Genomic DNA, 26,424 nt, shown 5'->3' on the forward strand with positions numbered 1-26,424 from the left:
ACTCGATGGCCTGATCCGAAAGTGCGGGGTCTATGCGGGGTGGATGACTGAAAACTTACGCACGAATGAAAAAATCCCCGTAAGCACAAGGCTTACGAGGATTCTGGTGGCCCCGACCGGCGTCGATCCGGTGACCTTTCAATTTTCAGTCGAACGCTCTACCAACTGAGCTACAGGGCCCCGAAGCTGCGCAATAAACGCCTCTTCTAAGAAAAAAGCCCTTCCTTTCGAAAGGGCTATTTTCTTTGCGACCCTGACCGGACTTGAACCGGCGACCTCCGCCGTGACAGGGCGGCGCGCTAACCAACTGCGCTACAGGGCCTCGATGTGAAAATGTGAATCTGTGTGCGAGGCACTTGATAAGACTATTCTATTTATTTTGCTACTTCGTGCACGTGCAGTTTGCGTAGCCCCAACGGGATTCGAACCCGTGTTAACGCCGTGAAAGGGCGCCGTCCTAGGCCGCTAAACGATGGGGCCGTGAGCCACAATGTTCATGGCTGCCGAAGAGTAAGCATACGGTCTTGTGGGGCGAAGGCCAAATCGGCACGCGCAGCATTTGGTTGAATGGCAACTAATTTTCGACACCAATTCGCAGCGCGCCCGCAAATGGACGGGCCAGCGCTTATTTCGCGAGTTAGATTCGCCGGTGAGACTGGGCGAATCCTGCCCACCTTGTTACGCTGAAGAGTCTGCCTCGGCGCACGTGGCAACTGCTATAAGCCTGTTGGGAAACAATGATTCGCATGAAAACCGTGGACGGCCGCGAGACTGACCTGCCCACCCGCCGCTTGCGAGCAACCAATCGGTGGCCCAGGCACACCCTGACATTGACCAGCATCATGGCCGCCATGACCCTGTTGGTCACCCTGGTGAGCCCGATAGCTCCAGCGAGCGCTGTCGATTACCCTTCCTGGCAGGACCTGCAAAACGCCAAGGCAAACACGGCCACGGCCACGGCGCAGGTGACCGCCATTGAGAATCTCATCGCCGGCCTACAGGTGCAGGTGCAAGAAACCCGGGCCGCTGCCGAAAAAAGCGCCAGCGAACTCGAGGTCGCGCAGCAGGAATTCGACGACGCCACCCGCCGTGCCAAAGATATCCAGGCACAGGCCGATGCGAGCAAGGCCACAGCGGATGCCGCCACCAAGCAGGCCGGCCAGCTCGCCGCCCAGCTTTACCGCACCGGCGGAACCGATCTCAGCGTGAACCTGTTCCTCGAGGGCGAAGGGGATGGAGCCGATGCTGACTTGCTGCTGGCAAAACTCGGCAACATGAGCAAGCTCGTTGAACGCAGCTCCGACGTCTACGAATCAGCACAATCGGCTACCAATAACGCACAATCGCTCGGCGACCAAGCCAAAGTCGCCCAAGCCGAACGTGAGACGCTGCGCGTCGCCGCAGAGGCTGCACTCGCCACGGCCCAGGCTGCGGCCGAAGCAGCAGCGAACGCCCTCGCCGACTCCGAAGCCAAGAGCGTCGAACTCGAACAGCAGCTGAAATTCATGCGCGACGCCCAGGCCACAACAACAGCGGGGTATGAAGCCGGAGTCGCCGAACGCGCCCGAATTGAAGCGGCCCGTGTTGCGGCTGCTGAAGAAGCGGTACGGGTAGCGGCAGCAGCAGCTGCAGCAGCGCGTGCCGGTAGCGGTGGTTCGGGTGGTTCCGGTGGTTCCGGTGGCTCGGTGAGCATGACCGGTTGGGCCGTTCCGGCCGGCGGCCGCATCACCGGTGGCTACGGCCCTCGGGCGGTCATCTGTAACGGTGGTGACTGCAGCGGAAGCTTTCACTACGCCACCGACCTCGGCACCGGCTGCGGAGCACCAATCTATGCCGCCCATGCTGGCGTCGTTACCTGGGCTGGTCGCCTCGGCACATACGGAAACTTCGTGAAGATCAGCCACGGCGACAACGTCTCCACCGGCTACGCCCACATTCGCAACGGGGGCTACAACGTGAGTGTTGGACAGTCAGTGTCGGCCGGGCAGGTCATCGCCAGTTCCGGCGACACTGGCGCAGCCAACGGCTGTCACCTGCACTTCGAAGTGTGGATTGGTGGAAACCGCATCAATCCCGTTCCATTCATGGCCGACCGGGGAGCATCACTTGGCTGAGAGCACCACCGCACAGGGCAACTCCGCACAGGGCAACTCCGCACAGAGCAACTCCGCACAGGGCAACTCCAGCACGCGCGCGCGCGTTCGCACCACGTCGAAACGACTCCTTTCCGCTGTGGCGATCGGCGCGGTCTCGGCTGTCACAGCATCCGTTGCCGCCGTCGGCGGGGCCGCCTTTGCCGTCCCGGACTATCCGAGCTGGAACGACGTTGAGAAGGCCAAGGCGAACGAGTCGACCAAGCTCGCCGAGATCGCGACTCTCGGTGAGCTGCTCGACGGTCTGGCGAGCCAGGCCGCGAAGGCCGTCACGACCGCGCAGATTGCGGCCGAGGCTTACCGTGTGACGCAGGACGCCCTCGACGCCGCCACCCTGCGCGAAACCAGCCTCAGCGGGCAGGCTGCTGCCGCCGAAGCCACCGCCGCAACATCGAAGATGCGTGCCGGCCTCATCGCCGCACACCTCGCCAAGTCAGGCGCCAGCGGTCTATCGCTCAATCTGTTCTTGAACGGCAGCAGCGCGGATGACCTACTCAGCCAGCTGGGAACGGCCAGCAAGCTGAGCGAACAGTCCGAGCAGATCTACACCGAGGCTGTGCAGGACAAAAATGCGGCGGAGTCTCTCGGCGAGCAGGCGGCATCAGCGACCGAGCAACGCGAACGGCTCACCGAAGAGTCCAAGACCACGTTTGACACGGCCACGTCGAGTTCGAACGCTGCCGAGGTCGCCTATGACTCCCAGCAGCGCAAGTCGAGTGAGCTATTCGAACAACTCGCCCTACTCAAAGACACCACGGCAGAGGCCGAGCGCAGCTTTCACGCCGGCGAAGACGCGGCCGCTGCGGCTCAAGCGTTCGCACAAGCGCAGGCATCCGCTGCTGCAATAGCGGATGCCGCACCCGCTCAACCCGCGCAACCCGCTCGCGGCGCCGGGGCAGCGGCGGGTTCAGGATCTGCTTCCGGGTCGACCACGCCGGTGACGCCCGCTGTACCGTTCACGCCGGCTACACCGTTCACGCCGGCCACGCCGGTGACGCCCGCTGCATCGGCCGCGCCAGCTGCGGTACCTAACGCAAGCGTCGTCGACGCAGCACTCGCGTTCGCCCGCGACCAGCTCGGTGACCGCTACGTCTTCGGAGGCTCTGGCCCCGACGCGTGGGACTGCTCCGGGCTGACCAAGGCCGCCTATGCAGCCGCCGGCGTTTATATCGGCACCCACTCAGCCACGAACCAGTACAACACCATGGCCCAGCAGGGCAATCTCGTCTCCTTCGCCCAGGTTCAGGTGGGCGACCTGGTGTTCTGGGGCAACCCGGGCAACTACTACCACGTGGCGATCTACGTCGGTAACGGCCAGGTCCTCGAAGCCCCCAACCCCTCGGCGCGCGTGCGCGTGCACAGTATCTGGTCGTCGTGGGCCGTCGCGCCGTACGTTGGCCGCCCCGCCGCCTAGCTCCGGTTTCTGACCGCCGGACGATGCGCGAGGGCGATTCGGGAGATCCGCGGAGGCCCCGAATCAGTGCGACAGCCACAAGCCGCCGGAAAAATTTGCTGAATTAGCCCCGTCGGCCTGGCCGCAGGCAGAACAAAGGCCCCCAGGGCAACCCGGGGGCCTTCATCGGGGGGTGAGGGTTAGTGGCCCTCGTCGGCCAGCTTCGCAATGCCGTCGACCACGATCTGGTTGGCTTCGGCAGCGTCGCCCCAGCCCTCCGTCTTGACCCACTTGTTGGGTTCAAGGTCCTTGTAGTGCTCGAAGAAGTGCTCGATTTCCTTGCGGGTATATTCCGGAATGTCGAGGACATCCTGAATGTGATCCCAGCGGGGGTCACCGGCCGGAACGGCGATGACCTTCGCGTCGGAGCCGCCGTCATCGGTCATGTTGAAGACGCCCACCGGACGCACGGAGACACCCACGCCTGGGAACAGCGGGTAGTCGAGCAGTACGAGAACGTCAACGGGGTCGCCGTCGAGGCCGAGCGTGTTCTCGAAGTAGCCGTAGTCGGTGGGGTACATGAAGCTCGTATAGAGCACACGGTCGAGGTACACGCGACCGGTTTCGTGGTCTACCTCGTACTTATTGCGGCTCCCGCGAGGGATTTCGATGACTGCGTCATATTCGGCCATGGCTGGTTTCTCCCTTGATCAAAGTCTGCCGCTAACGTTACTGGATGGAATCTGTCCACCGTCCGCGCCTGACTCCGGCCCGGGCTGATATTCGCCGGGCCGTGCGCGAGCTGCTGCCATCGAAGGGGCTCGTTCTGGTCGGCCTGAGCGGCGGCGCCGATTCGCTCGCGCTCGCTGCCGCGACTGCCTTTGAAGCCGGTCGGGCGGGCATCCGTGCCGGAGCGGTCATCGTCGATCACAATCTGCAAACCGGATCAGCGGATGTCGCGGAGCGGGCCGCCGTGGCCGCCCGACAGCTGGGCCTCGACCCGGTGCTGGTGTTGAGCGTTAAGGTCGACAGTGCAGGAACGGGCCCGGAGGCGGCCGCCCGCACCGCACGGTACGCGGCTTTCGACCTGGCCCTCGAACGCACCGGGGCGAGCAGCGTGCTGCTCGGCCACACCCTCGACGATCAGGCTGAAACCGTGCTGCTCGGGCTCTCCCGTGGTTCCGGACCAACCAGCCTGCGGGGCATGGCAGCGCGAACCGGGCCGATTCTGCGACCATTGCTCGGCATCCGTCGGGCCCAAACCCGCCAATTCTGCGCCGATGCGGGCCTTGAACCGTGGAGCGACCCGCAGAATTTCGACCCGCGTTACGCTCGGGTGCGGGTGCGCGAGACGGTGCTGCCGTTGCTCGAGAACGAGCTCGGCCCTGGCGTCGGGGTGGCGCTTGCCCGCACCGCCGATGCGCTGCGGGAGGACTCCGACGCTCTCGACGAGCTGGCGCGCACGATGCTGCAGGAACATTTTGCCAACGGCAAGATTGCAACGTCCGTGCTGGCCTCTGTTCCGGCGGCGGTCAGGCAGCGAGTGATTCGGTTCGGAGTCGAGGCGATGTGCGGGGTGTGGCTGAATCGAGTTCAGACCTTGACCGTGGCGGCGCTCGTGACGCATTGGCACGGACAGGGGGCGCTCAGCCTGCCAGGTATTAGAGTTATACGACAGGACGGCATTTTGATTTTCTCCGCACCTGGACTCACCTGAGACAAAGGAATGCTTTTTCCACATGGAACCTCGCGACATTGATGGCGACCTCACCGAGATCCTGATCAGCGAGGAGCAGATTCGGGCTCGCTTGGCGGAGATGTCACGCCAGATCGAAGTCGACTACGCCGGCACCGACCTGCTGCTGGTCGGAGTGCTCAAGGGCGCGGTCATGGTCATGGCCGATCTGGCTCGCGAACTGCATCACCCGGTGACCATGGACTGGATGGCTGTCAGCTCCTACGGCTCTGGCACGCAGTCCAGCGGCGTGGTGCGCATTCTCAAGGACCTCGACACCGACCTCTCCGGTCGTAACGTGCTCATCGTCGAGGACATCATCGACAGCGGGCTGACCCTGTCATGGTTGTTGGCGAACCTGAAAACTCGCGGTCCGGCATCCATAGAGATCTGCGCCTTACTGCGCAAGCCGGATGCCGCGCGCGTCGATATCGACGTGAAATACATCGGGTTCAACATTCCGAACAAGTTCGTGGTCGGCTACGGACTCGACTACGACGAGAAGTACCGCAACCTACGCTCGGTGGGTATTCTCGCCCCGCACGTCTACTCCACCGTCGCCGCGCCTGCGCTCTAATCACAGCCTGCGCACCTGTCGGAGTTTCCCCTAAAGCGAACACACGGCTTTCCCCTGTAATCGAGCGCTAGCCTGAGGTCACCATGAACGTCAAGAAGCTACTACGCGGCCCGATTCTCTACATTGTGCTCGCCGTCATCGCCGTCTGGGTGGGGTCAAGCCTCATCACCATGAGCGGATTCCGCGAGGTCAGCACGCAAGAGGGCCTCGACTACCTCAAATCGGGCAACGTCGCCGAAGTCACCATCGTCGACGGCGAACAACGCGTCGATCTCACGTTGACCAAGGCCAGCGGCGACCTCGGTACCCAGGTGCAGTTCTACTACGTCGCCCCGCGTGGCGAAGAGATCATCACCGCTGTCACTGCGTCCAACCCCAAGGACGGCTTCACCGACGAGGTGCCGCAGCCCAACTGGATTTTGGGCGTGCTCAGCTTCCTGCTTCCTGTCTTGCTCATCGGTGCCTTCTTCTGGCTCATGATCTCGATGCAGGGCGGTGGCAGCAAGGTCATGAAGTTTGGCAAGTCCAAGGCCAAGCTCGTCTCCAAGGAGAGCCCGCAGGTCACGTTCGCCGATGTCGCCGGTGCCGACGAAGCCATCGAAGAGCTCGAAGAGATCAAAGACTTCCTCAAGGAGCCAGCCAAGTTCCAGGCGGTCGGCGCGCGCATTCCGAAGGGCGTGCTGCTCTACGGCCCTCCCGGCACCGGTAAAACTTTGCTTGCCCGCGCGGTGGCCGGCGAGGCCAACGTGCCGTTCTACGCCATCAGCGGCTCGGACTTCGTCGAGATGTTCGTCGGAGTCGGTGCCAGCCGGGTGCGCGACCTGTTCAGCCAGGCCAAGGAAAACGCGCCCGCCATCATCTTCATCGACGAGATCGACGCAGTTGGCCGGCACCGTGGAGCCGGCATGGGCGGTGGACACGACGAACGCGAGCAGACCCTCAACCAGCTTCTGGTCGAGATGGACGGCTTCGACGTGAAGGCCAACGTCATTCTTATCGCTGCCACCAACCGCCCGGACATTCTCGACCCGGCGCTGCTGCGCCCTGGCCGGTTCGACCGCCAGATCGGCGTCGACGCACCCGACATGCTCGGCCGCAAGCGCATTCTCGAAGTGCACTCCAAGGGCAAGCCCATGGCAGAAGGCGTCAACCTCGAAGTGCTCGCCCGCAAGACGCCCGGCTTCACCGGCGCTGACCTCGCCAACGTGCTCAACGAAGCCGCGCTGCTCACTGCCCGGTCCAACGCCCAGCTCATCGACAATCGTGCTCTCGACGAGGCCGTCGACCGGGTGATGGCGGGACCGCAACGACGCACGCGTGTCATGCGCGACAAGGAAAAGCTCATCACCGCGTACCACGAGGGAGGACACGCCCTCGTCGCCACCGCGATGAACTTTACGGACCCGGTGACCAAGATCACGATTCTTCCGCGCGGCCGGGCCCTCGGCTACACGATGGTCATGCCGCTCGAAGACCGTTACTCGGTCACGCGTAACGAACTGCTCGACCAGTTGGCCTATGCCATGGGCGGCCGTGTCGCCGAAGAAATCATTTTTCACGACCCAACCAGTGGTGCCTCCAACGACATCGAGAAAGCCACGGCGACCGCCCGCAAGATGGTGACCGAGTTCGGCATGAGCAGCGTCGTCGGTCCGCTCAAGCTCGGTCAGGGCTCGGGCGAGGTTTTTCTCGGCCGCGACATGGGTCACCAACGCGACTACTCGGAGCGGGTCGCCGAGAGCGTCGACCGCGAGGTGCGCCAACTGCTCGAAGACGCTCACGACGAGGCCTATGAGGTGCTCATCAAGAATCGCGTAATCCTGGACGAGCTCGCTACAGCCCTGCTCGAGCATGAAACGCTCGACCAGAATGCCCTCGCCGAGATCTTCGCCAATGTCGAGCAGCTGGCGCCCCGCCCGCAGTGGCTCTCCAGCGACAAGCGCCCCGTCTCGGACGTGCCGCCGATCGCAATGCCCGCCCCGAAGGCCCCGATCGAAGGCGACGCCGTTGACGGCGGCATCTCCAGCGGCGACGCACCCCACGCCAAACCGAAACGCGCGCCGGCTCTCAACCCCCGCCCCGCGACCGCCTAGGCGCTCGTGGCAGTGGACAGGGCGCGCATCCGGGTGGCCGTCTCGGAGATTCTCGCCGCAATCGGTGAGGACCCCGAGCGGGCCGGGCTGGAGAGCACGCCACGACGCGTAGCGGATGCTTACGCCGAGTTCTTCGCCGGGCTCGATCAGAATCCGCAAGACCTGCTGAAGGACTTCGTCCCGGTCGAAGGGAGTACCGGCGAACTCGTGCTGCTGCGCGATATCGCCTTCCGCTCGATGTGTGAACACCACCTGCTGCCGTTTCTCGGCACCGCCCACGTGGCGTACTTACCACGGGATCGCGTCGTCGGCCTTGGACGGCTGCCCGCCGTGGTGGAGACCATCGCCGCCCGGCCACAGCTGCAGGAACGTCTGACCGAGGAGATCGCTGACGCCCTGCAGGAAGGGCTCGACCCGGTTGGCGTGTTGGTCGTGCTTGACGCCGTGCACGGCTGCGTCGGCACCCGTGGCTCGCGCCAAGCCGCGAGTTCTACCGTGACCATGGCCTCCCGCGGCACCCTGATGGAACCGACAGCCCGCGCCGAAATCATTGCGCTGATTTCGGCTGGCGGGTGACGCTCATCATGGGGGTGCTCAATGTCACCCCCGACTCCTTCAGCGATGGTGGCCAGTGGGCGTCAACGGATGCCGCCATCGAGCACGGGCTGCTGCTCCACGCCCAGGGCGCCGACCTGATCGATGTGGGCGGCGAGTCCACCCGGCCCGGCGCTACCCGTGTGGCGCCGGAACACGAGCAGCGCCGAATCCTTCCGGTGGTCACGGAGCTCGCCAGCCAGGGGCTGCGCCTGAGCATCGACACGCTCAATGCCGCCACAGCACTCGCCGCAGCGAAAGCGGGTGCGAGTATCATCAACGATGTGTCGGGCGGGCTCGCGGACCCCGGTATGGCTGCCGTCGCCGCCGACACCGGCCTGACCTATGTGGCCATGCACTGGCGCGCTCATGCCCAGCAGATGGACGCTCGTTCCGACTACGGTGATGTCGTCACCGATGTCATCACCGAACTGCGCGCCCGCGTCGACGCCTTGACCGCCGTCGGAGTGGCTCGGGAGAACATCGTGCTCGACCCCGGTCTTGGATTCTCCAAAACGACCGAACACAACTGGCAACTCATCAACCGGCTCGACGCCTTCGCCGAACTGGGTTTTCCGGTCATGGTCGGGGCATCGCGCAAACGCTTTCTCGCCGGTGTGCTGCCGGTCGACGCGCCCGTGCTGGATCGTGACCTGCCTACGGCGGTGATCAGCGTGCTGGCTGCCCAGGCGGGAGCCTGGGCCGTGCGCGTGCACGACGTCGCCGCAACGCGCACGGCCCTCAACGTGCTCGCCAGCATGCGCCAGCGGACGCCCCGGGGTACGGGGCAGGTGCCGGGCGCCGCGTCGCGTCCGTCACAATAGACCTATGACTGATTCGATCACCCTCACCGGCCTGCGGGTGAACGCCCACCACGGCGTCTACGATTTTGAGAAAGAAAACGGTCAGGACTTCGTCATCGACGTGACGGTCTGGCTCGACCTGCTCCAGGCGGCCGCCAGTGATGACGTGACCCAGACCATCCACTACGGCACCCTCGCGGAGGAGGTTGCCGCGGCGGCGGCGCACAACCCGGTCGACCTCATCGAGACCGTTGCCGAACGCATCGCGAAGGTCGTGCTGGCCCACCCGCCGGCGCTGCGCGTGCAGGTCACGGTGCACAAACCACAGGCTCCGATTTCGGTTCCGTTCACCGACGTTGCCGTGCAGATCACCCGGTCGCGGCCGTGACCGGTCGCAGCGAACGCGTCGTACTCGCCCTCGGCAGCAACCTCGGTGACCGGACGGCCACGCTGGCCGACGCCGTGCAGGATCTTGCCGGCCTGGCCGGTGCCACGCTGATTGGCATCTCACCCGTCTACGAATCCGCTGCGGTGAAACTCGATGGCGTGGACGAGACCGCTCCGCAGTACCTCAACGCGGTGCTGACCATCGACTACAGCGGTGACCCGTACACCCTGCTCGACGCTGTCAACGCCATCGAGGCGGAGCACGGCCGGGTGCGCACTGAACGCTGGGGCGACCGCACGCTCGATATCGACCTCATCGTGTTCGGAGAACTGAGGATCGACGACGACCGTCTGACCCTGCCGCACCCACGCGCGGCGGAACGTGATTTTGTACTCGCACCCTGGCTCGATCTCGATCCCGGAGCCGCCATCCCCGGCCGCGGGGTGGTGCGCGACCTGCTGGCCGCAACCGGCAACACGGTGCGACGAGCGCCGGATACCGCCGCCCTCGCATCGACTCTCGGAACACGGGAATGAAGCGCTCACAGGCGACCGGGCTGCTGGCCGTTCTACTCATCGGTCTCGTCGTCGGCTTTCTCGTCGAGATCGCCTTCGCGGCCTCCGGTGCCCCGATCGTGGTCCCGCCGGTCACCCTGCCGTTGACTCTGATTCTGCTGGGCGTCGTGATCGTCAGCCTGGCGTGGCAGGTGCGCCAGGGCAGCCGTCGTAAGGCGCTGCGCCGCATCGACCCGTTCTGGGCTATGCGGGTCGCCGTATTGTCGAAGGCGACATCGCTTTCGGCGTCGCTGCTTTTTGGCGCAGCCCTCGGCATCGTGCTGTACATTCTGACCCGATCGGTCGTTCCCGCCGTCACGTCATTGTGGCTCGCGGTCGGCACGGCCATTGGCGCGGCCCTCATGCTCACGGCCGGTCTCGTGGCCGAACACTTCTGCACCCTCCCCCCCGACGACGACACCGACGACTCGGGAGGTACCCGTGCCTGATCGCGAACCCAACCCGTGCGCCGGGCAGCAGGCTGAACCGGCACCTGAATCGTCCGATCGGCTCGAACTGGCCGAGACCGGCGAATGGAAGCGGGTTTCTCCGAAGTATGTGGTGGTGGAGATCGTCGGCACCATCGTCAACGCCATCGTGGTCTGCGGCGGAGCAACCCTGCTTTGGCTGCTGCTCGATCAGACCTGGGCGATGTGGGTCGGAATCGTGGTCCTCGCCGTGTCAATCATCAACCTCGTGTTCGAGCCGCGCCGGGTGCGCTCCATCGGCTACCTGCTGCGCGCGGACGACCTGCTCTTTCGCCGGGGTATTCTCTTTCAACGTTTCGTGGCGGTGCCCTACGGGCGCATGCAACTCATCGACATCACTCGCGGCCCGGTCGCCCGCTGGCTCGGTCTGGCAGACCTCAAGTTCGTGACGGCCGCTGCGAGTGCCGGCGTGTCTATTCCCGGCCTGGCCGAGGCCGATGCGGAGAGCCTCCGTGACCGGCTGGTGGAACTGGCGGAGAGCCGCCGGGCGGGGCTGTGAACGAGGAACCGGTTGCTCGCGCACGGCCGCCCCTCGCCGCGCCGCGCACCGATCTCACCGATGGCGAATGGCACCGCCTCCACCCGGCGACACCGCTGCTGCGCGGCGGCATTTTCATGGTGGCCATCATCGGCTTCATTATCGCCAACCTGCGCGAACGCCTCATCGACCTGTTCATCGGCGAAGAGAATTACGGCGGCGATCCGATCGATACCATTTACGAGCGCGGAGCAACCGGGTGGGCTTTGCTCATCATCGCTGGCGTGCTGTTGGTGATTCTGGTGGTCTTCTATCTGTCCTGGCGCACGCATACCTTTCGCGTGACCGGAGAAATCGTTGAAGTGCGCAGCGGCCTTGTTTTTCGCAGTAATCGTAAAGCGCGCCTCGACCGAGTGCAGGGCGTCAACCTGACCCGGCCGCTGATTCCGCGGCTGTTTGGCGCTGCCCGGCTCGAAATCACCGTCGCTGGGCAGGACGGCAACGTGCAGCTCGCCTACCTCGGCTCGAAACTCGCGGATGACCTGCGCCGCGACATCCTGCATCTCGCCTCCGGCCTGCGGCAGGCCAAACAGCCTGCCGCCCCGCCCGCTGCGCCGGTCGACCAAGCGCCGGTTGACCAAGCGCCGGTCGTAGACGGAGTGCCCGCTGCTCATTCCGCCTTCGGCGGCTTCGCGAGCGCGCGATTCCAGGAGTTTCGGGCACCGGAACTGGACCCGGATGCCGCTCCACCGCACTCGGTGGTGCGTATTCCACCGCGCCGCCTGATCGGGTCGGTCGTGCTCAGCGGCTTCACCGTCTTCCTTCTGCTGGCCGGCATCAGCCTGATTATCAGCGTCGTCGCCGGAAGCAGCGGCTGGGTGCTCGTGGCCGTGCTGCCCGGCCTCATCGGTAGCGTCGGGTATTACTTTTCCCGCATCACCAAGACGCTGCGGTTCAGCATTGCGGGGACCCCTGATGGCGTGCGGGTCGGTTACGGGCTGCTCTCGACCAGCAGCCAGACCCTGCCTCCGGGGCGTATCCACGCTATCGAGGTGTCGCAGCCCATTCTCTGGCGTCGGTTCGGCTGGTGGCAGATCAACATCAACACGGCCGGGCAGGCCTCCGGTCGCAGCTCGACCGCGGTGACGGGAACCACGCTACTGCCGGTCGGGACCCTGGCCGACGTTGAAAAGGTACTGCAACTCGCGCTGCCCGGCTTTGACACGGACACCCACCGTGCCCTGATCGAAAACGGCATGCTCGGCGGCCGCAAGCGTGACGTCGGCGTGGCCGATTTCTACAGCAATGCGCCCGCCCGGGCCGTGTGGCTGCGCCCGTTCTCCTGGTGGCGCACCGGCTGGGCGGTCTCGGGCAGCGTCGCCCTGATCCGGCGCGGCGTACTCTCGCGCGACCTCATTCTGGTGCCCCTGGCCAGAATGCAGGGAGTGCGCATCAGCCAGGGTGCGATTCGTCGTCGCCTGCGCCTCGCGTCGGCTGCCCTGCATACGGTCGCCGGCCCGGTCACCGCCTCACTCAGCGTCATCGACGTCGATGAAGCCCTCGTGCTGTTCGAGTGGATGTCCACCGGGGCGGTCCGATCGGCGCTCGCCGACACCAGCCACCACTGGAGCCGCACCACCCCACCAACGCAGAAAGCAGCGGAATGAATTCCAAACCGGGACGCCTCGGCGTCGGAATCATCGGCGCCGGCCACGTCGGCCCCATTCTCGGCGCCGCGCTCGCGGGTGCAGGCCACGCGATCGTCGGCATCTCCGCGATCTCGCAGGCCAGCCGTGATCGGGCCGAAGCCATCTTGCCGCTCGTGCCGATCCTGACGGTGCCCGAAGTCGTCGAACGCAGCGAACTGGTCATTATTGCCGTGCCCGACGCCCAGCTGGATAGCCTCGTGAAGGGGCTCGCGGCAACAAATACCTGGCAGCCCGGGCAGCTGGTGCTGCACACCTCCGCTCGCTACGGCACCACGGTGCTCGCGCCAGCGCAGGCCGCCGGCGCTATTCCGTTGGCCATCCACCCGGCCATGGCGTTCACTGGTACCAGCCTCGACCTGGCCCGACTCGCCGACAGCTACTTCGCCGTGACCGCCCCCGGCCCGGTGCTGCCGATCGGGCAGGCGCTCGCCGTGGAGATGGGCGGCGAACCGCTCATCGTCGCCGAGGCCGACCGGGCCAGCTACGCCGAAGCCATCCAGATCGCGACCGCCTTCTCCACCTCGATCGTCGAGCAGGCCACGCACCTGCTCGCCGGGATCGGTCTGGAACATCCGGGGGCTATTCTTGGCCCGCTTCTGCGCTCCGCGATGGAAAACGCTCTTGCGCGCACGAGCCCAAAACGGCTGGACCTCGCCGGGTTCGACGAAATAGAGCAGCGGCAGCGTCCGCTTGACGACGACCGGGAGGTCGAATGAGCACCATCCAAGTAGTGAATACCATCGCCGAACTACAGGACCGTCTGGGGCGGGCCCGCGACAGCGCTGCGCTGACCGGTGGCGATACGCGCATCGTGCTCGTGCCGACAATGGGCGCCCTGCACGCCGGCCATCTCGCGCTGGTGCGACGAGCGCACGCACTGGGCGGCATCGTGGTGGTGTCGATTTTCGTCAACCCGCTGCAGTTCGGCGCCGGCGAAGACCTCGACAGTTACCCGCGCACGCTCGACGCTGACCTCGCCGCCCTCGGAGCGGAGAACGTCTCGTTTGTGTTCGCGCCGAGTGCCCGCGAAATGTTTCCGGGCGGGGGGAGCGGCGTCCGCGTCACCGCCGGCCCAGTCGGCGCACTCTATGAGGGCGCCGCGCGACCAGGGCACTTCGACGGCATGCTCACCGTTGTGGCGAAATTGCTGGGCATCGTGACCCCGGATGTCGCAGTTTTCGGCCAGAAAGACGGCCAGCAGGCTTTTCTCGTGCAGCGCTTGGTCGACGAGCTCAGCGTGCGTAGCGCCATCGAGGTCGTCGAGACCGTGCGGGAGCCGGGCGGGCTGGCACTGTCCAGTCGTAATCGCTACCTCGACGAGGCGCAGCACACGGCCGCGCAGGCCCTGTTCGCCGCGCTCACCGCCGCAGTGGAAGCGGCAGAGGCCGGCCCCGCCGCTGCCCTCGTCGCTGCGCACGCACGCATTGCCGCCCAGCCGTTGGTTAAACTGGACTATCTCGTGATCGTGCACCCGGACACCCTGCTGGCCGTGCACGATGATTATCGCGGGCCGGCGCGGTTGCTCGTGGCCGCACGCGTCGGCAGGACCCGGTTGATCGACAACGTGTCGCTCAACCTGGGGTGAGTCGCAGCATCCGCTTTTTTGTGAAACAACAGCACCAACGGAGAACCGCATGAGCCAGAACCCCACGCCAGCCTCGAACGACGAAGGCTTCTCCGACGCGGAGATGAACGAGCAGAAGGCCGTGCGCCTCGGCAAACGCGACCGCCTGAACGCGGCCGCCGCGAGCCCGGCCGGCGGCGCCTACCCGGTGTCGGTTCCGGTCACCCACACCATTCCGGCCGTGCGCGCTGAATTCGGCCAGCTCGAAGCGGATGCCACCACCGGCGTCACCGTCGGCCTGGCCGGCCGCATCGTGCACCTGCGCAACACCGGCAAGCTCTGCTTCGCGAGCCTGCAGAGCGGCGACGGCACCCGCATCCAGGCCATGGTCTCGCTCGCCGCCGTCGGCGATGAATCCCTCGCCGCCTGGAAAGACCTCGTCGACCTCGGCGATCACCTGTTCGTCAGCGGCGAAGTCATCTCGAGCCGTCGCGGCGAGCTGTCGATCATGGTCTCCGATTGGCAAGTCGCGGCGAAGGCGCTGCTGCCGCTGCCCAACCTGCACTCCGAACTCAGCGAAGAGACCCGGGTGCGTAGCCGCTACCTCGATCTGATCAGCCGGGAACAGGCCCGCACCAACGTATTGTCCCGATCCAAGGCGGTGGCGAGCCTGCGCAAGACGTTCACCGACCTTGAGTTCATCGAAATCGAGACCCCGATGTTGCAAACAATGCATGGCGGGGCATCCGCTCGGCCATTCCAAACGCACAGCAACGCCTTCGACACCGAACTTTTTTTGCGGATCGCCCCCGAACTGTTCTTGAAGCGCGCGGTCGTCGGCGGCATCGACCGGGTCTACGAGATCAACCGCAACTTCCGTAACGAGGGCGCCGACTCCACCCACTCGCCCGAGTTCGCGATGCTCGAAGCGTATGAGGCGTACGGCGATTACAATTCCATCGCCGATCTCACCCAGAAGCTGATCCAGGATGCCGCGTTCGCGATCGCCGGTTCGCACGTGGTGACCTGGGCCGACGGCACCCTGTTCGACCTCGGTGGTGACTGGGACCGCATCGGCATGTACGACAGCCTGTCGGCAGCAGCCGGCATCATGATCACGCCCGAGACGCCCCTCGCCGACCTGGCCCGGCTCGCCGCACGCGAAGGCATCGAGATCGACCACCCCATTCACGGCAAGTACGTCGAAGAGCTGTGGGAGCACTTCGTCAAGGGCGATCTGGTGCGCCCGACCTTCGTCTTGGACTTTCCCATCGACACCAGCCCGCTCGTGCGCGGGCACCGCACTATGGCCGGCGTGGTCGAGAAGTGGGACCTCTACGTGCGCGGATTTGAACTGGCGACCGGCTACTCCGAACTGGTGGACCCGGTTGTGCAGCGTGAACGCTTCATCGAACAGGCGAGCCTGGCCGCCGGGGGAGACCCGGAGGCCATGCGCCTCGACGAAGAATTTCTGCGCGCGCTCGAATACGGCATGCCGCCAACCGGGGGTATGGGGATGGGCATCGACCGCATGCTCATGGCGCTGACCGGCCTCGGCATCCGTGAAACGATCCTCTTCCCCCTGGTGAAATAATGAGCTATCTGCCGGACGATCAGTTGACACCCGACAAGGGTGGGCGCAAGCCGCCATCCATGAATCGCATCGCCATCTGGGTAATCATCGGCGGCGTCGGGGTCTACTACTTAGGTAGCGGCATCGTCGGTCTGCTCGGCAAATAGCTGCCCTCCCAGCCTTTGCGCGTAAAGTAAGAGCGTGATTGAGAACTTTTGGGGTAACGCGGTATTTTCGGTCGTGCCCACTATTGCGCTTGCCGTGATGTTTTGGTTGATGCTGCGCTCAATCCTGCGCGCCGATCGCACCGAACGTAAGGTATACGCCCAAATCGAAGCCGAAGAACGCGCCCGACTCGGTCTCGACAAACCGGTCACCTAAATACCGATGCTCGGCATCGACGGCCTGACCATCACCGTTCTGCTGGCCTTGATCGTTGATTTTTCCGTTCGTGTCGTGGCCATCATCGTGGTTCCGCGCAACCGCCGTCCCATGTCGGGCATGGCCTGGTTGCTGACCATCTTTTTCATTCCGTACATAGGCGTATTGCTTTTTTTGCTGATCGGCTACCGCGTTCTGCCCCGAAAACGCCTCGCCATGCAGGAAGAGATCAACCAGTTCATCCTGGACAGCACCGAGGGCATGGAGCGCGTCCAGCACGACCACCCGTGGCCGAGCTGGCTGGAATCAGTCGTCGAGCTCAACCGCAACCTCGGAGCGATGCCCCTGGTCGGCGACAATACAGCGAGCCTGATCGGCGAATACCAAGTGGCCTTCGACACCATGATCGCCGACATCGACCGGGCCCAAAAATACGTGCACGTCGAGTTCTACATTCTCTCGCTCGACCACACCACCGCCCCCTTCTTCGATGCCCTCGAGAATGCGCACAAGCGCGGTGTGAGCGTGCGCGTGCTCATGGACCATATCCAGTCCATGCGCAAGCCCGGTTTTCGCCAAACCAAGAAACGATTGACGGATGCCGGAATCCAGTGGGAGCTCATGCTGCCGGTGCAACCGTTCAAGGGCAAATGGCAACGGCCCGACCTGCGCAACCACCGCAAACTGCTCATCGTCGATGGCCTGATCGGGTTCATGGGATCGCAAAATATTATCGACCGCAGCTACAACATGAGAGGCAATATTCGTCGCGGCTTGCAGTGGAAGGACTTCATGACCCGCCTGGAGGGCCCGATCGTGTCGGGGCTCAATGCCATCTTCATCACCGACTGGTACAGCGAAACCAACGAGCTGCTCACCCGCGACATCGAGCCGGTGCATCCGCGGCCGGTCACGGATGCGCTCGACTGCCAGGTCGTACCGAGCGGCCCCGGGTTCAAGGGCGAGAACAACCTGCGACTGTTCCTTGCGCTGCTTTATTACGCGCAGGATCGCATCATCATCACGAGCCCGTACTTCGTGCCGGACGAATCGATCATGTACGCCATCACGACCGCCGTTCAGCGGGGTCTTCACGTGGAGTTGATCGTGTCGGAGATCGGTGATCAGGCCGTCGTCTACCACGCCCAACGCTCCTACTACGAGGAGTTGCTGACCGCGGGAGTGCACATCTACATGTACAAGGCGCCCTATATTCTGCACGCCAAGCATTTCACCATCGACGATGAGGTCGCCGTTGTCGGGTCGAGCAATATGGACCAGCGCTCGTTCAGCCTGAACATGGAGGTGTCGCTGATGGTGCGCGGGCGGTCATTTGTGCGCAACCTGCGTGCCATGGAAGACGAGAACCGCTCGAACAGTCGCGAGCTGACCCTGGAAGAATGGCGCAAACAGCCGCTGCGCTCCACCATTCTCGACAACCTCGCCAGGCTGACCTCCGCGGTGCAATGATGACCTGCCGGCGAGGGCCGCGGATGCTGGGCGGAGGGGCGGCGCACAGCAACCGTCACGCGAGCACTAAAACAGGCGTGACGGTTGCTGCGCGGAGGGGCGACGCATAGCAACCGTCACGCCTAGGGCGAACAAGCGCCCGGAAGCGGCGCAGGCTGGCTACTCTCAATGTAACGGCACCAACTGCCCTGGCGCCAAGGGAGCGATCACATGTTTGAAAGATTTACCGACCGAGCTCGTCGCGTCGTCGTTTTGGCCCAGGAAGAGGCCAAGATGCTCAACCACAACTACATCGGTACCGAGCACATTCTGCTCGGGCTGATTCACGAGGGTGAAGGCGTCGCCGCCAAGGCTCTGGAGAGCCTCGGTATCTCGCTGGACGCCGTGCGCGAGCAGGTTCAGGACATCATCGGCCAGGGGCAGCAGCAGCCCACCGGCCACATCCCCTTCACGCCGCGGGCGAAGAAGGTTCTCGAGTTGAGCCTGCGCGAAGCGCTGCAGCTCGGCCACAACTACATCGGTACCGAGCACATTCTGCTCGGCCTCATTCGCGAGGGTGAGGGCGTCGCCGCTCAGGTTCTCGTGAAGCTCGGCGCCGACCTCAACCGCGTGCGCCAGCAGGTCATCCAGCTACTCTCCGGTTATCAGGGGAAGGAGCAGGTGCAGGTCGGTGCCAATGAGCAGGCGGCCAACACGGCCGGCAGCCAGGTGCTCGACCAGTTTGGTCGCAACCTCACCCAGATGGCCCGCGACAACAAACTCGACCCGGTCATCGGGCGCGAGAAAGAAATCGAGCGGGTCATGCAGATCCTCTCGCGTCGCACCAAGAACAACCCCGTATTGATCGGTGAGCCTGGCGTCGGTAAGACCGCCGTCGTCGAGGGCCTCGCCCAAGCGATTGTCAAGGGAGATGTGCCCGAGACGCTCAAGGACAAGCAGCTCTACTCGCTCGACCTCGGTTCGCTCATCGCCGGCAGCCGCTACCGCGGTGACTTCGAAGAGCGCCTGAAAAAGGTCACCAAGGAGATTCGCACCCGCGGCGACATCATCGTCTTCATCGACGAGATCCACACCCTGGTCGGTGCCGGTGCCGCCGAGGGCGCCATCGATGCCGCGTCGATCTTGAAGCCGCTCCTCGCCCGTGGTGAGTTGCAGACCATCGGTGCGACCACCCTCGATGAGTACCGTAAGCACTTCGAGAAAGATGCCGCCCTCGAGCGCCGCTTCCAGTCGATTCAGGTGGATGAGCCGTCGCTGCCGCACACCATCAACATCCTCAAGGGACTGCGCGACCGTTACGAGGCGCACCACAAGGTGTCCATCACCGACGGTGCACTCGTGGCCGCGGCGAACCTCGCCGACCGTTACGTCTCCGACCGGTTCCTGCCCGACAAGGCCATCGACCTGATCGACGAGGCTGGCGCCCGACTGCGCCTGTCGATCCTCTCGAGCCCACCGGAGCTGCGCGAATTCGACGAAAAGATCGCCGTGGTGCGCGCCGCCAAGGAACTCGCCATTGAAGAGCAGGACTTCGAGAAGGCCGCCGGCCTGCGCGACGAGGAGAAGAACCTCCTCGGCGAGCGTCTTCGCCTCGAGAAGAAGTGGAAGTCCGGCGACGTCAAGACCACCGCGGTCGTCGACGAAGGCCTGATCGCCGAAGTTCTGGCCCAGGCCACCGGTATTCCCGTGTTCAAGCTCACCGAGGAAGAATCCTCGCGGCTGGTCTTCATGGAAAAGGCACTGCACCAGCGCGTCATCGGTCAGGAAGAGGCCATCTCGGCGCTCGCCAAGACCATCCGTCGCACCCGGGCTGGCCTGAAAGACCCGAAGCGTCCCTCCGGTTCGTTCGTCTTCGCCGGCCCCACCGGCGTCGGCAAGACCGAGCTCGCCAAGGCGCTCGCCGAGTTCCTGTTCGACGACGAGGCCGCCATGATCTCGCTCGACATGAGTGAGTACGGCGAGAAGCACACCGTATCGCGCCTGTTCGGTGCGCCTCCCGGGTTCGTCGGCTTCGAAGAGGGTGGTCAGCTCACCGAGAAGGTGCGCCGCAAGCCGTTCTCCGTGGTGCTGTTCGACGAAATCGAGAAAGCTCACCCCGACATCTTTAACTCCCTGCTCCAGATTCTGGAAGAGGGCCGGTTGACGGATGGCCAGGGTCGCGTGGTCGACTTCAAGAACACCGTCATCATCATGACCACCAACCTCGGAACCAAGGACATCTCGGGCGGACCGGTCGGCTTCCAGCTGGAAGGCGACAGCACCACCGGGTATGAGCGCATGGCCGGCAAGGTGAAGGATGAGCTGAAGAAGCACTTCAAGCCCGAGTTCCTGAACCGCGTGGACGAGATCATCGTGTTCCCGCAGCTGACCAAGCCCGAGTTGCTGCAGATCGTCGACCTGTTCATCAAACGTCTTGGTGTGCGTCTGCTCGACCGTGACATGACCGTCGAGGTCACCGTTCCGGCGAAAGAACACCTGATCGAGGTTGGTTTCGACCCAACGCTCGGTGCTCGGCCGCTGCGTCGTGCGATCCAGCGCGAGGTGGAGGATCGACTGTCGGAGAAGATCCTGCAGGGCGAGCTCAATGCCGGTGACCACGTGCACGTGGATTACGTCGATGGCGCGTACGTCTTCACCACGACGACCAGGGTTGACCCGGTCGGCGTCGGAGTGAACACGTCCGCCGCGATCGGCACCGGTCCGGCCACCCCCGACCTGGCCATCACCAGCGACTAGAGGTTTCGAAGAGAAAGGCCCGGCAGATTCGTCTGCCGGGCCTTTTCTGTGCCCGGGGCGGTCCTGCGTGCGCACAACTCCTGCAAATTGTGGAGCATCGAGTCAAGTTTCGCGTTTTTCCAAGGGTTGCCGGTCGAACCGAACACGAATTGCAGGAGTTACGCGCGGGGAGAGTCGGTGGAAGGGGGATCAATAGAATGGAAGAGTGAATTTGGAAACGGGATACACGGTGCGCCGCGCTCGCACGAGTGACGTGCCCGGCATCGAAGCTCTCGTTGAACCGCTCGTGCAGCAGCGCATTCTGCTCGGCAAGGATCGTGTCGTGTTCTACGAGGCGGTGCAGGAATTTCGGGTGGCCGTTGATGCTTCCGGCGCTCTGATCGGCTGCGGCGCCCTCCACGTCATGTGGGAGGATCTCGGCGAGGTGCGCACCCTTGCCGTCGACGCGAAATGGCTCGGTCGCGGCGTCGGCTACGCGATAATGCAACGCCTCGAAGCGGATGCCCAAGGCCTCGGCCTCAGTCGACTGTTCTGCCTCACCTTCGAGGTGGGCTTCTTCGCTCGCAACGGGTTTAGTGACATGGGCACCGAAACCGTCGACCCGGCCGTCTACGCCGAGCTCGTGCGCTCGCCCGATGAGGGGGTGGCCGAGTTTCTCGACCTGGCCCGGGTGAAGCCGAACACTCTCGGCAACACCCGCATGGTGAAGCGTCTGAACTGACGGATTTGAGCCGGAGCGGTCGAATCGGGCATTAAACGGTGCTCATACGAGCAAAGTAAGCGGTGTTTACCCCCCGGACATAGGCCGTCGCTAGGCTGCGCTTAATTGCACCCGCCACTCCATGGGCCGGGAGATCTTTCGATCGCACGGCCCCGGGTGCGATGACACGACCTATGAATGAGGAGATCCATGTCATCCGCCGTTCGCCGCCGCTCCAAGTTGGTTTTCGCCACGCTTCTCGGGGTGAGCCTCGCGGCCGCTCCGATCATTGCCATACCGGCCAACGCCAATACCGCCGGTACCGGAGTCGTCATCAATGAGGCGTACCTGAACGGGGGAAGCTCGGGCGCGACCTACCTGAACAAGTTCGTCGAGCTTTACAATCCGACTGACGCCGATGTGTCCCTCGTCGGCACCTCGATTCAATACCGCTCGGCCGGCGGATCATCGAACCCAACCGGGGTCGTTGCCCTGACCGGCACGATCGCGGCTGGCGGCTACTATCTCGTGCAGGGCAGCTCGAACGCCGCCAACGGTGCCGTACTGCCGACGCCGGATGCCTCCATCGGCGCCTCGTTCGCCGGCGCCGGCGGCACGATCTTCTTCGCCAACCAGTCCACGGCGCTAAATGCCCCCGCCACGGGTTCGCTCACCGGCCAGGCGCAAATTCTCGACCTGATCGGCTACGGAACCTCAAACACGTTTGAGGGAACGGCCGCAGCCGCAGCATCCGTCACCACCTCGGTGAATCGCACGACTTTTGTCGACACCGACGCGAACGCCGCTGATTTCCGCTTGAACGCGCCCACACCGACGAACACGGCCGGTGACACGGGAACCCCGGTTGAACCGGGGCCAGACCCCGACCCGACCCCGGTGCCCGACGCCCTGACAGCGATCGACGCGATCCAGGGCACGACCGACACGAGCCCGCTCGCCGGAACCGTCGTCAAGACCTCCGGTGTGGTCACGGCCGCCTACCCGACCGGAGGTTTCAACGGATTCTACCTGCAGACCGCTGGTACCGGTGGTGATCTGGACCTCGCCAGTCACACTGCTTCGCACGGTGTCTTCGCGTACTCCAAATCGGCACAGGCCAAGGTTCAGATCGGTGACTACGTGCAAGTAGTGGGCACCGTCGTAGAGTTCTTCGGCATGACCGAGGTCACCTTCGGCACAGTTGGCGACGTCACCCAGCTCACCGACAGCACTGTGGCCGTGACACCCGCCACGGTCTCGTTGCCGACCAACACGCAACAGCGGGAAACCCTTGAGGGTATGCTGCTCGCGCCGCAGGGCGACTTCACCGTCACCAATAATTACCGGACCAACCAGTACGCCGAGATCGGACTCGCCACCGGAACGACGCCGCTGGTCAATCCGAGCGTGACCGCACTGCCCGGATCAGCCCAATACCAAACAGCGCTCGCGGAGAACGCCGGCCGCGCGGTCACGCTCGACGACGGGGCTACCACCAACTACCTCGCCGCCGCCAACCAGGGCAGCCCGGTTCCGTACCTGTCGACGACCGCTCCGGTGCGCATCGGCGCTGCAGTGTCGTTCCGGTCTCCGGTCGTCTTCGACTTTCGCAATGACGCCTGGAAGTTTCAGCCGACCACGGCTCTCGTCCCGGCCAACGCCGCGACCGTGGAGCCGGTGGCCTTTGCCGATACCCGCACGAACGCGCCGAAAGACGTGGGTGGGGACATCCGCTTGGCCAGTTTCAACGTTCTGAACTATTTCTCCACCACGGGAGACACGCTCGACGGCTGCCGGTATTACAACGACCGGGCCGGCGTGCCGACCACGGTGAGCGGCGGATGCGACGCCCGCGGCGCCGCGACCCAGATCAGTTTCGAACGCCAGCAGGCCAAGATCGTCTCGGCCATCAACGCTCTCGACGCCGACGTGGTGTCGCTTGAAGAGATCGAGAACTCGGCCGCGTTCGGCAAGGATCGCGACGATGCCCTCGCGAACCTGACCGCGGCGCTGAACGCTTCAGCGGGTAGCGACGTGTGGGCGTTCGTGGCTTCACCGACCGCACTTCCAGCGAGCGAAGATGTCATTCGCACCGCGTTCATCTACAAGCCGGCTGTCGTCGAAACGGTGGGGGATTCGGTCATCCTGACCGAGTCCGTCGCCTTCAATGGTCGTGCGCGAGAACCGCTGGCCCAGGCATTTCAGCTGATCGGCGATGACGAGAGCAGCTTCCTGGCCATCGTCAACCACTTCAAATCAAAGGGGTCGGGCACCGGGGACAACGCCGACCAGGGTGACGGCCAGGGAGCATCCAACCCGACCCGCATCGAGCAGGCCCGCGCGCTCGTGGCCTTCGCCGACAAGGTCAAGACCGATTCCGGCATCGACCGAGTCTTTCTCACCGGAGACTTCAACGCCTACGACATGGAAGACCCGATTCGGGTACTGCTGGAGGCCGGCTATATCAACCAGGGCGACAACAGCGGCGAGTACACCTATGCTTTCGGCGGCACGGTTGGCTCGCTCGACCACGTCTTCGCCTCGCCTGAAGCGGATGCCTCGGTGAACGCCGTCGATGTTTGGAACATCAACTCGGTAGAGTCCGTCGCCCTCGAGTACAGCCGGTACAACAACAACGTGACCGATTTCTACGTCGCCGACGCGTTCCGCTCCTCGGATCACGACCCGGTTGTGCTTGGTCTCAACCTCACGTCACCGACTGCTGTCGAACTCAACCTGCTCAACATCAACGATTTCCACGGACGCATTGACGCGAACACCGTCAAGTTCGCGGGAACCGTCGAACAGCTTCGCGCCGAGTACGGCGACGCGAACTCGCTGTTCCTGTCGAACGGCGACAACATCGGCGCCTCGTTGTTCGCATCGGCGTCGCAAAATGACCGCCCCACCATTGACGTGCTCAACGCCCTCGACCTCGCCGCTTCCGGTGTGGGCAACCACGAGTTCGACCAGGGCTCTGGTGACCTGACCGGGCGGGTGGCCGACGCGGCCGACTTCGACTATCTCGGAGCGAACGTTTACAACGTCGGCACGGAAACGCCCGCGATGAAGGAATACGCCCTGCTCGACGTGGCCGGCATCACCGTGGGTGTAATCGGCGCGGTCACCGAAGAGACCCCCGCGCTCGTGTCACCCAACGGAATCGCCACCCTGAGCTTCGGCGACCCGGTCGCGGCTGTCAACCGAGTGGCATCCCAACTGACCGATGGTGACCCGTCCAACGGCGAAGCGGATGTGCTGATCGCCGAATACCACGAGGGCGCCGGCGCGGGAATACCAGACGGTGCAACGCTCGAGCAGGAACTCGCTGCTGGCGGAGCCTTTGCGAACATCGTGAATGACACGTCGGCCGCGGTCGACGCGATCTTCACCGGCCACACGCACAAGCAGTACGCGTGGAACGCACCGGTCCCCGGCGCGGCCGCGGGCGTGACTCGCCCCGTGCTTCAGACCGGCAGCTACGGCGAGAACATCGGGCAGGTCGTGCTCAGCTACGACATCACCTCAGGTGACACGACCACCGTGACCAACCGCAACGTAGCCCGCTCCACCGCAGCCGATGCCGACCTCGCGGACGGCTATCCTCGCGTTGCCGCAGTGCAGGCGATAACGAATGCCGCGCTGGCGGAGGCGGCGATCCAGGGCAACGTGCCCGTGGGATCGATCACCGCCGACATCACCCGGGCCTGCGTCGGCGGAGTCGCCCCGTGCGCCGAAAATCGCATGGCTCCCTCTTCCCTGGGCTCCCTCGTCGCCAACTCGCTGCGCGCATCCCTGGCTGACCCTGCCATCGGCGGCGCCGAGATCGGCATCGTCAACCCTGGTGGTATCCGTGCCGACCTCTCGCTCGCTCCCGACGGTGTCGTGACGTATGCCGAGGCGAACGCGGTGCTGCCGTTCCTGAACAACCTGTGGACGACAAGTCTCACCGGCGCACAGTTCAAGTCCGTTCTCGAACAGCAGTGGCAGACCAACGCCGATGGCACGATTCCGAGCCGTCCGTTCCTGCAACTCGGCCTGAGTGACAACGTGAATTACACCTTCGATGCCGCTCGTGCCGCGGGTGATCGTGTGACGGGCATCTGGATCGACGGGACACAGCTCGACCCGGCACAGTCCTACCGCATCGGTTCGTTCAACTTTCTCCTCACCGGCGGCGACAATTTTCGCGGGTTCACGAATGGAACGGATACCCGCGACTCCGGCCTCGTCGACCGGGACGCCTGGATTTCTTACATCCAGCAGAACAGCCCGCTGTCACCGTCATTCAAGGCCAACCAGGCCTCGATCACCGGGGCCCCCACGGCAGCGGTCAACCCGGGTGACGCCCTCACCCTCACGGTCGGAAGTCTCAACCTCACCTCGCTCGGCGCCCCGAAAAACACGCAACTCGCTCTGAAGTGGTCGGGTACCGACGTGGGTACGGCATCCGTTGATTCGACGGGTACGGCCACCGTGACCGTTACGGTACCGGCCGACGCGATCGAAAACAGCGTGCTGGAGATGACGGCCGTCGAATCGGGCACGATCGTACGCCTGGCCGTCGCGGTGGCCGTCAATGCCGAACCGGGCGAGGCGCCTGCCGCTGCCTCAGTGAAAGAGCTGACGAAGAAGCTCAAGAACGCGATCGATACCGACCAGAATTTCTATCGGGCCGGTGACAGGGCTGTAGTCGAGGTCGGGATGGAGCACGCCGGAGACTATGTGTCGGTGTGGGCCTACTCCAAGAAGAAAGCCGACAACGTCGGTGGTTGGTTGCTCGTGAGCGCCAAGGGCACTGTGAGCGTCACTCTCGCCGACGACCTCAAGCACGGCCGGTACAGGGTCTCTGCGCAGAATGAGAGCGGTGACGTGATCGGTTGGACCGATGTCAAAATCGACCACCCCCGGAAGCCGCTGCAGAACGGACCCCGCTAGCCCTGCGGTTGCGCGAGCCCGTCCGCACCGTTTCGGTTGCGGGCGGGCTCTCGATTCTTCCGGCACCAATTGCTGCCGACACGCACACCATTACCGG

At 64.3% G+C, this 26,424-nt stretch carries 22 protein-coding genes and 3 tRNA genes; 21 read left to right on the plus strand and 4 right to left on the minus strand.

All coding sequences use genetic code 11. From position 1 onward, the window contains the following. Nucleotides 1-104: 104 nt before the first annotated feature. The 3 genes from E3T27_RS15715 to E3T27_RS15725 form a co-directional block, all read right to left on the minus strand. Nucleotides 105-180, minus strand: a tRNA-Phe gene (locus tag E3T27_RS15715). A gap of 68 nt (nt 181-248) precedes the next feature. Then, nucleotides 249-322, minus strand: a tRNA-Asp gene (locus tag E3T27_RS15720). An 85-nt stretch (nt 323-407) separates the two neighbouring features. After that, nucleotides 408-480 (minus strand) — tRNA-Glu (locus E3T27_RS15725). A gap of 266 nt (nt 481-746) precedes the next feature. Between E3T27_RS15725 and E3T27_RS15730 the strand changes: the two genes are divergently transcribed. Continuing rightward, a complete protein-coding gene (locus E3T27_RS15730) occupies nt 747-2,114 on the plus strand; it encodes a M23 family metallopeptidase (RefSeq protein ID WP_241992289.1) in 1,368 nt (455 codons plus the stop codon). Then, complete coding sequence (locus E3T27_RS15735; RefSeq protein ID WP_241992290.1) at nt 2,107-3,567, plus strand: C40 family peptidase; 1,461 nt, start codon at nt 2,107-2,109, stop codon at nt 3,565-3,567. Before E3T27_RS15730 ends, E3T27_RS15735 begins: the two co-directional genes overlap by 8 nt. 179 nt (nt 3,568-3,746) lie before the next feature. Here E3T27_RS15735 and ppa read toward each other — a convergent pair whose 3' ends face one another. Then, a complete protein-coding gene (gene ppa / locus E3T27_RS15740) occupies nt 3,747-4,238 on the minus strand; it encodes an inorganic diphosphatase (protein WP_104126063.1) in 492 nt (163 codons plus the stop codon). Between the two features lie 44 nt (nt 4,239-4,282). Here ppa and tilS point away from each other — a divergent pair, with 44 nt between their 5' ends. From tilS to E3T27_RS15830, 19 genes are all read left to right on the plus strand, one after another. Further along, nucleotides 4,283-5,263: a tRNA lysidine(34) synthetase TilS gene (gene tilS, locus E3T27_RS15745; protein ID WP_134573930.1), complete on the plus strand. Its 981-nt coding sequence runs from the start codon at nt 4,283-4,285 to the stop codon at nt 5,261-5,263. A 22-nt stretch (nt 5,264-5,285) separates the two neighbouring features. Continuing rightward, nucleotides 5,286-5,858, plus strand: a complete 573-nt coding sequence (hpt, locus tag E3T27_RS15750; RefSeq protein WP_104195943.1) for a hypoxanthine phosphoribosyltransferase — start codon at nt 5,286-5,288, stop codon at nt 5,856-5,858. Between the two features lie 83 nt (nt 5,859-5,941). Further along, the gene (gene ftsH / locus E3T27_RS15755) at nt 5,942-7,951 is read left to right on the plus strand and encodes an ATP-dependent zinc metalloprotease FtsH (protein WP_104195944.1); all 2,010 of its coding nucleotides are present in this window, start codon (nt 5,942-5,944) and stop codon (nt 7,949-7,951) included. Between the two features lie 6 nt (nt 7,952-7,957). After that, nucleotides 7,958-8,527, plus strand: coding sequence for a GTP cyclohydrolase I FolE (folE, locus tag E3T27_RS15760; RefSeq protein WP_104195945.1), 570 nt, complete (start codon nt 7,958-7,960; stop codon nt 8,525-8,527). Next, nucleotides 8,524-9,369 carry a dihydropteroate synthase gene (gene folP / locus E3T27_RS15765; protein WP_104195946.1) on the plus strand — a complete coding sequence of 282 codons (846 nt, stop codon included), beginning with the start codon at nt 8,524-8,526 and terminating at the stop codon, nt 9,367-9,369. The genes folE and folP overlap by 4 nt, the downstream gene beginning before the upstream one ends. 4 nt (nt 9,370-9,373) lie before the next feature. Beyond that, the gene (gene folB / locus E3T27_RS15770; RefSeq protein WP_134573932.1) at nt 9,374-9,736 is read left to right on the plus strand and encodes a dihydroneopterin aldolase; all 363 of its coding nucleotides are present in this window, start codon (nt 9,374-9,376) and stop codon (nt 9,734-9,736) included. After that, nucleotides 9,733-10,272, plus strand: coding sequence for a 2-amino-4-hydroxy-6-hydroxymethyldihydropteridine diphosphokinase (gene folK, locus E3T27_RS15775; RefSeq protein WP_134573934.1), 540 nt, complete (start codon nt 9,733-9,735; stop codon nt 10,270-10,272). The genes folB and folK overlap by 4 nt, the downstream gene beginning before the upstream one ends. After that, the gene (locus E3T27_RS15780) at nt 10,269-10,739 is read left to right on the plus strand and encodes a DUF3180 domain-containing protein (RefSeq protein WP_104195949.1); all 471 of its coding nucleotides are present in this window, start codon (nt 10,269-10,271) and stop codon (nt 10,737-10,739) included. The genes folK and E3T27_RS15780 overlap by 4 nt, the downstream gene beginning before the upstream one ends. Next, nucleotides 10,732-11,277 (plus strand): PH domain-containing protein, encoded by a 546-nt coding sequence (locus tag E3T27_RS15785; protein WP_134545489.1) that lies wholly within the window; start codon nt 10,732-10,734, stop codon nt 11,275-11,277. The genes E3T27_RS15780 and E3T27_RS15785 overlap by 8 nt, the downstream gene beginning before the upstream one ends. Beyond that, the gene (locus E3T27_RS15790) at nt 11,274-12,923 is read left to right on the plus strand and encodes a PH domain-containing protein (RefSeq protein ID WP_134573936.1); all 1,650 of its coding nucleotides are present in this window, start codon (nt 11,274-11,276) and stop codon (nt 12,921-12,923) included. The genes E3T27_RS15785 and E3T27_RS15790 overlap by 4 nt, the downstream gene beginning before the upstream one ends. After that, nucleotides 12,920-13,681: a Rossmann-like and DUF2520 domain-containing protein gene (locus E3T27_RS15795; RefSeq protein ID WP_134573938.1), complete on the plus strand. Its 762-nt coding sequence runs from the start codon at nt 12,920-12,922 to the stop codon at nt 13,679-13,681. Before E3T27_RS15790 ends, E3T27_RS15795 begins: the two co-directional genes overlap by 4 nt. Further along, the gene (gene panC, locus E3T27_RS15800) at nt 13,678-14,550 is read left to right on the plus strand and encodes a pantoate--beta-alanine ligase (protein ID WP_134573940.1); all 873 of its coding nucleotides are present in this window, start codon (nt 13,678-13,680) and stop codon (nt 14,548-14,550) included. Before E3T27_RS15795 ends, panC begins: the two co-directional genes overlap by 4 nt. 49 nt (nt 14,551-14,599) lie before the next feature. Further along, nucleotides 14,600-16,123, plus strand: coding sequence for a lysine--tRNA ligase (gene lysS, locus E3T27_RS15805; protein WP_104195954.1), 1,524 nt, complete (start codon nt 14,600-14,602; stop codon nt 16,121-16,123). Beyond that, nucleotides 16,123-16,269 (plus strand): hypothetical protein, encoded by a 147-nt coding sequence (locus E3T27_RS16680; RefSeq protein ID WP_158251815.1) that lies wholly within the window; start codon nt 16,123-16,125, stop codon nt 16,267-16,269. The genes lysS and E3T27_RS16680 overlap by 1 nt, the downstream gene beginning before the upstream one ends. A 34-nt stretch (nt 16,270-16,303) precedes the next feature. Then, the gene (locus tag E3T27_RS15810; protein WP_104195955.1) at nt 16,304-16,483 is read left to right on the plus strand and encodes a hypothetical protein; all 180 of its coding nucleotides are present in this window, start codon (nt 16,304-16,306) and stop codon (nt 16,481-16,483) included. 6 nt (nt 16,484-16,489) lie between these two features. Further along, nucleotides 16,490-17,953, plus strand: a complete 1,464-nt coding sequence (gene cls, locus E3T27_RS15815; protein WP_104195956.1) for a cardiolipin synthase — start codon at nt 16,490-16,492, stop codon at nt 17,951-17,953. Between the two features lie 210 nt (nt 17,954-18,163). Beyond that, nucleotides 18,164-20,689, plus strand: a complete 2,526-nt coding sequence (locus tag E3T27_RS15820) for an ATP-dependent Clp protease ATP-binding subunit (RefSeq protein ID WP_104195957.1) — start codon at nt 18,164-18,166, stop codon at nt 20,687-20,689. A gap of 205 nt (nt 20,690-20,894) precedes the next feature. Next, complete coding sequence (locus E3T27_RS15825) at nt 20,895-21,410, plus strand: amino-acid N-acetyltransferase (RefSeq protein ID WP_104126046.1); 516 nt, start codon at nt 20,895-20,897, stop codon at nt 21,408-21,410. A 189-nt stretch (nt 21,411-21,599) separates the two neighbouring features. Then, nucleotides 21,600-26,327 (plus strand): ExeM/NucH family extracellular endonuclease, encoded by a 4,728-nt coding sequence (locus tag E3T27_RS15830; protein WP_134573942.1) that lies wholly within the window; start codon nt 21,600-21,602, stop codon nt 26,325-26,327. Nucleotides 26,328-26,424: the final 97 nt, after the last annotated feature.

The organism is Cryobacterium lyxosi (assembly GCF_004403345.1).
GTDB lineage: Bacteria > Actinomycetota > Actinomycetes > Actinomycetales > Microbacteriaceae > Cryobacterium > Cryobacterium lyxosi.

Excerpts from the sequence above, each read along its gene's own strand:
- tilS (WP_134573930.1), top strand. The coding sequence starts at position 4,283 with ATGGAATCTGTCCACCGTCCGCGCCTGACTCCGGCCCGGGCTGATATT.
- E3T27_RS15730 (WP_241992289.1), top strand. The coding sequence starts at position 747 with ATGAAAACCGTGGACGGCCGCGAGACTGACCTGCCCACCCGCCGCTTG.
- cls (WP_104195956.1), top strand. The coding sequence starts at position 16,490 with ATGCTCGGCATCGACGGCCTGACCATCACCGTTCTGCTGGCCTTGATC.
- ftsH (WP_104195944.1), top strand. The coding sequence starts at position 5,942 with ATGAACGTCAAGAAGCTACTACGCGGCCCGATTCTCTACATTGTGCTC.
- ppa (WP_104126063.1), bottom strand. The coding sequence starts at position 4,238 with ATGGCCGAATATGACGCAGTCATCGAAATCCCTCGCGGGAGCCGCAAT.
- folB (WP_134573932.1), top strand. The coding sequence starts at position 9,374 with ATGACTGATTCGATCACCCTCACCGGCCTGCGGGTGAACGCCCACCAC.
- E3T27_RS15820 (WP_104195957.1), top strand. The coding sequence starts at position 18,164 with ATGTTTGAAAGATTTACCGACCGAGCTCGTCGCGTCGTCGTTTTGGCC.
- lysS (WP_104195954.1), top strand. The coding sequence starts at position 14,600 with ATGAGCCAGAACCCCACGCCAGCCTCGAACGACGAAGGCTTCTCCGAC.
- E3T27_RS15830 (WP_134573942.1), top strand. The coding sequence starts at position 21,600 with ATGTCATCCGCCGTTCGCCGCCGCTCCAAGTTGGTTTTCGCCACGCTT.
- hpt (WP_104195943.1), top strand. The coding sequence starts at position 5,286 with ATGGAACCTCGCGACATTGATGGCGACCTCACCGAGATCCTGATCAGC.
- E3T27_RS16680 (WP_158251815.1), top strand. The coding sequence starts at position 16,123 with ATGAGCTATCTGCCGGACGATCAGTTGACACCCGACAAGGGTGGGCGC.
- E3T27_RS15780 (WP_104195949.1), top strand. The coding sequence starts at position 10,269 with ATGAAGCGCTCACAGGCGACCGGGCTGCTGGCCGTTCTACTCATCGGT.
- E3T27_RS15795 (WP_134573938.1), top strand. The coding sequence starts at position 12,920 with ATGAATTCCAAACCGGGACGCCTCGGCGTCGGAATCATCGGCGCCGGC.
- panC (WP_134573940.1), top strand. The coding sequence starts at position 13,678 with ATGAGCACCATCCAAGTAGTGAATACCATCGCCGAACTACAGGACCGT.